The sequence below is a fragment of the Stieleria sp. genome (genome assembly GCF_041595215.1).
Taxonomy (GTDB): domain Bacteria; phylum Planctomycetota; class Planctomycetia; order Pirellulales; family Pirellulaceae; genus Stieleria; species Stieleria magnilauensis.
The window spans coordinates 1-4,689 of the sequence record NZ_JBFHKV010000700.1; the positions used below are offsets into that span (position 1 = coordinate 1).

The 4,689-nt window shown below is 59.1% G+C and carries 3 protein-coding genes; 1 reads left to right on the top strand and 2 read right to left on the bottom strand.

The annotated features are described in order from the left end of the window. Positions 1 to 526 precede the first annotated feature (526 nt). Entirely contained in the window at positions 527 to 1,663 is a 1,137-nt protein-coding gene (locus tag ABX749_RS22725; protein ID WP_372897999.1) for a hypothetical protein, read from the top strand. 194 nt (positions 1,664 to 1,857) lie between these two features. On the opposite strand, the gene ABX749_RS22730 is transcribed toward ABX749_RS22725, so the two are convergent. After that, positions 1,858 to 4,224, bottom strand: a complete 2,367-nt coding sequence (locus tag ABX749_RS22730) for a WD40 repeat domain-containing protein (RefSeq protein ID WP_372898000.1) — start codon at positions 4,222 to 4,224, stop codon at positions 1,858 to 1,860. A 12-nt stretch (positions 4,225 to 4,236) separates the two neighbouring features. Further along, a partial coding sequence (locus ABX749_RS22735; RefSeq protein ID WP_372898001.1) for a WD40 repeat domain-containing protein occupies positions 4,237 to 4,689 on the bottom strand: 453 nt, incomplete at its 5' end.

The following is a 4,689-nucleotide window of genomic DNA, read 5'->3' on the forward strand; positions in this document are numbered from 1 at the left end:
GACATCGGTTGCGAAAACACTCCTGTAAGAAAAACACGCGACGGGACCCCGCGACCTTGATTCTATGGTTTTGTCCCGGCCAAGGTTTGAGATCGTCCGCGGAAAGGGGACGCTGTGAAGCGTTTTTTCGCGGTAGGCCGCGAGCGCAATACCTCTCAATCGACAAGGTTTTGACCAGCGATGGGCCCGTAGGCTCGCGCCAAACGGCTGATGATCGTTTGACATCAGCCGGTTCGCGCCAGCGCGAGCGGCGCCCATCAATCTCGATTGAGCGGTATTGGGCTTGCGCCCTGCCGCGAACTCCTCGTCAAACGCAGGGGATCAATGCTTCACAGCGTTGCCGCTCCGGGCCACACACCGAGGAGGCGAACACGTTTTCCGCGCTGCGTGTCGGGCGTTGGCTGATTCAAATCGCGTCACTCGTGTAAGTGGGTTGAATACTACCCAAAGGGTGACTACGGTGTTTCTCTCTGTAAAGACTCCGAGTCTTTCAACGAGCTGATTACTTAAATGGGGAGCACCAAGAATGATGAACCAGACGAGACTGATTCACTGTTGCGTATTGATTTTGATGGCGTGCGGTGTGGCGCTGCCGCTGGCCGCTCAAGAGCCCGCCGAGGGACCGAAGCCGCCGGCCCTGGTTGAACGGGACACACCCGTGGAAGTCCTGGAAGGACCGGACATCGAGGATGTGACACAGTGGGACTGCACGGTCTATCAGGTGTGCGTTTGCTACGATCCAGAATCGGGTGATGAGTATGAATGTGGGTTGGATGAATTTGGGGGTCAGGGTAGCAGCGAGAGTGCGGCCTGCAGCAATGCCAAAGCCGCCTGCGAAGCCGACAACCGATGTGACTACGGCACGCCGCACTGTTGCTACCCGGCGACGACGAACACGTCGGATCCCTGTTATGACTATCCGCCGGCGTCGATCGAAGAACCCGGTTTGGTGAAGCAGACGAACGGAAAACTCGTCACGAAACGGTACCACAACATTACGTTCACCGAGTTTCTGTATCCCGAGGCGCCGAAGCGTTATGAGTTCTCCGGCGTTGGTGAATCATCGGGACGTCGGGTGACGTTAGGATCGTTCACGCGCGAAGACGCGTGGAGTCGATTCTTGAAATTGATTGGCCGAGACGGCGGATTGCGAGCGGGCAGTTTGCAGTTTCGGGAAGTCCCGCGTTGGATTTATAAGTGCTACGTTCGTGTTCAATCTCGGCAGGGTAACACGATTTACAACCAAGAACTGCAACACAGCGGCACTTCCAAAGAAACAGCCGTGGTCGGAGCGGTCGATTTGGCTCGACAGCTTGAACTTTATCTGGTGGCCAGGGAACACACAGAGATTGAGATCTTGCCTTCGGTCCGCTGCGTGACGTTGCTCAACACGCAACGCAATGCGTGTACCGAAAGCGTGTCCTGCCGTTTCCGCTGCACGACAAATGAAGAGTCCATGACGATCGAGACGGCACGTTACGGACGTGACCGCAACGCAGCCTGCGCGGCGGCCGAAACGGCGGCGATCAGCTTGGCCGATGATTACGGCGGGATCTCCTCCGGCGAAACCCTCGACGCCGCGTCGCCGAGCGGGAAACGAGACTGTACCGATTGTGGTGATTCCGTTTCAAAGCCCGATACCGCTAAATCGATGGGGTTCTGACCAGCGGAGGGCCCGTAGGCTGGCGCCAAACGGCTGATTATCAATTGACATCAGTCGGTTCGCGCCAGCGTCCGGGCGCCCATCAATGTCGATTTAGCGGTATGGCGCGAGCCTACCGGCTCAACCCGAAGCGACGATGCGTCACTTGGCGGACTTGTCCTCAAGCCCGCAACACCGCCGGCCGACGGAATGGTTCACTCGTCTGTCGGCAGTGCGGTGTTGCGGAGATGAAACCGTTCGCGTTCGTCTTGACGGAGCGGACGAGAGAATCTGATCAGGGCATCGGTTGTGATCGGAATCTTGCGGACCCGATTGTCGGACGAGAGAACCCAGACCGCGTCGCGACCGAGGTGTTCGATGCCGGCGAAGGTTCGAAAACCGAGATCGTCCCGCACGGTCAGGATCGGATCACCCGTTCGTTTCCAAACGGAAATGGATGTCCCCTGATTGGTCATGACGTTCTCACCGCCCCGGTCGCCGGTCGCAAAGCCGATCGGTTCGGACGTGACGATCGTGGTTTTTCTTTCACCCGAGATGGCGTCCAACAGGATCGCTTGTGGGCCGATGATCCCGAGCACCGTTTCACCGGACGGGCTGAATCTCAACGAACGAGGATAACGCGGCAGGTCCAACTCGACGGCCTTTCCGGACGGCGACACGATTCGCGAAGGAAACTGTTTGATGTTGCGGTTTGCCGGAACCAGCAGCAACCGACTTCCGTCCGGTTGGAATTCGGCGAACGCGACGCGATCCTTTTCGTCTTGCCATGGGGCAGGCTTTCCGTCGGCCGTGTCCCAGACGTTCCATTGCCCACGTTCGCAATACGCCACCACGCGGGCGTTGAATGCCGACAGACTGCAGCCTTCGATCGGATTGTCAAACGCTTGGAGATGATGGAGCGGTTTGTCTTGGACTTCGGCGAGATTCCACACGTCGAGCACACCACCCTGGTCAGCCGAGGTAAGCATTCGCCCATCCGCCGAGATCGCTGCGGCGGTGATCGGGTGAGCGTGCGACGCCAACGTGCGTTTGAGACGGAGTGATTTCGCATCCCAAATCATGATCCGGGTGTCGTAGGAACAAGTGACGATCTCGCTGCGATCGGGTACGAGCGCCGCAAACGAGATCGGTGCCGCGTGCCCAGGGATCTGACCGATCGGTTTGAGCGACTGGGAGTCATACACGGCCAAGGGAAAATCGCGCTGACCGATCAGAATGCGATTGGGATCCTCGGTGATGTGAATCTCGTGGATGGCGCCGTGCAGGGGCAGGGTGCGGTCGGGTCGGTCGGTCTCACCGGCGACGTTCCAGATCTCCAATTGAGGCGGACCATACTTGGTAGCTTGAATTCGCAATGGTCTGGAAAATGGAAGAGCGGTCGCGGCGACGAGGGTGTCGTCGTCCAGGAAAGCAGCCGTGGCGTAGGCTCCCGTCGTTCGCCGCACGATCTGACCGGAGCGGACATCCCAGACAAACAGCCCCGCTTCATCGCTTGCCAGAATCGCTCGGTTTCCCAGCTTGCTCACCGCCAGGTGCAGTTTTCCGCCGGGACTATCGACCTGGTGGATCAAGTCGCCGGTTTCCACATCCCAACAAGCCAGCTTGGTGGTCGAGAGTCGGTAGGTGAGGATTCGTTTGCCGTCAGCGACGAAGATCGCCCGGTTGAAGGGATGGTCCAGCGATGTGAATTGCGTCACCACTTCCAACGAATCGGAATCGAGCAGGAAGCCACGGTTCTCCGAGTTGATGACCAACAGCCGATCGCCGGCTGGGCTGTAGATCAGATGAGCAATCTCGCCGCGACAGGAGAATTGCCGCAGTTCCGTGCCGGTCGTCACATCTCGGGTCGCGACAACGCCATCGTCGCCGCCGCAGGCCACTTGGGACGCGGCAGGATGAAAGGCCGCGGCCTGAATGGTTTCGTGATCGCCCGTCACCAAGATCCTTTCATCGGTGCTCCAATTCCAAATCCAACTCGGGCCGCGCTTGGTCCGAATCAAGACATGATCCCCAGACGGGCTCGGCGTCGCTCCCAGGAACCGACCCAACCGTTGCCGAAACGAACCCAAACTTTCGCCCGTGCCCCCGTCCCGAACCAGAACCTGGTGGTCGGTGTGAGTGACCAATCGCCTGGCCGCGGATCCTTCCGGTTGCAGGTGCCCTGAGAACTGGTCGGTCAACTCCCCGGAATCGAGCTGGAGGATGCCACCGGAATGACGGTAGTTCATCGAAAAAACAATTCGATGGGTGTCCGGATCTTGTGCGATCAATGGTGGGTGGACTGATGCTTCATCCGGCAAGGTGGCGCGTTGTTTTCCAGACTGGATCGACCACACGCGGACGTCCGAACTACCGGTTCCCGAAACGAGGTGCTGTGAATCGGGGCTGAAGGAAGCGAATTGAACGTTCCGGTCGTGTCCGCGAAACTCGGCGAGCTTCCGTCCCGATTCTGTATCCCACGCGGCAAACCGTTTTGACCCCGTCAGACTGACAATCCGTTTGCCGTCGTTGGAAAACGAGAACGGCCCGGCCCACTGTTCGTGAACCAATTCACAACGCACCTTGCGGCGATGTCAATCGAGCACACGGATCGTATCGTCCCAGGCGATGGCAAATTGCTCGCCGTCGGGACTGAAGGCGACGTGATTGCCGTGCCCCAGCGCCGTCGACTCGTCGCGGTCTAAATCCCACAGATCGACGCCGAGTTGGACCGAACAGGTGAGCAAGTGATTCGAGTCGGGACTGAAGCGAGCGGATTGAACCAGTTGCCCCGCGGTTGCGTCGGGCAAACGATCCTTCCACGCATCCAGCTTCCGCAGCTCCGCGCCCGTTTCGGCATCCCAAATTCGGACGGTGTGGTCATCGGAAACGGTGACGATCTTGGTGCCGTCGGGCGAATAGCCGGCAAAGGTGACGCGGGCGGTGTGGCCACGAAGCGTCAACATCAAGTCACCGGCGGCATTGTAGACGCGCGCGGAGTGGTCGATCCCCGGTGTGACGATCTTGGTCATCGGGCCGGTCGGACA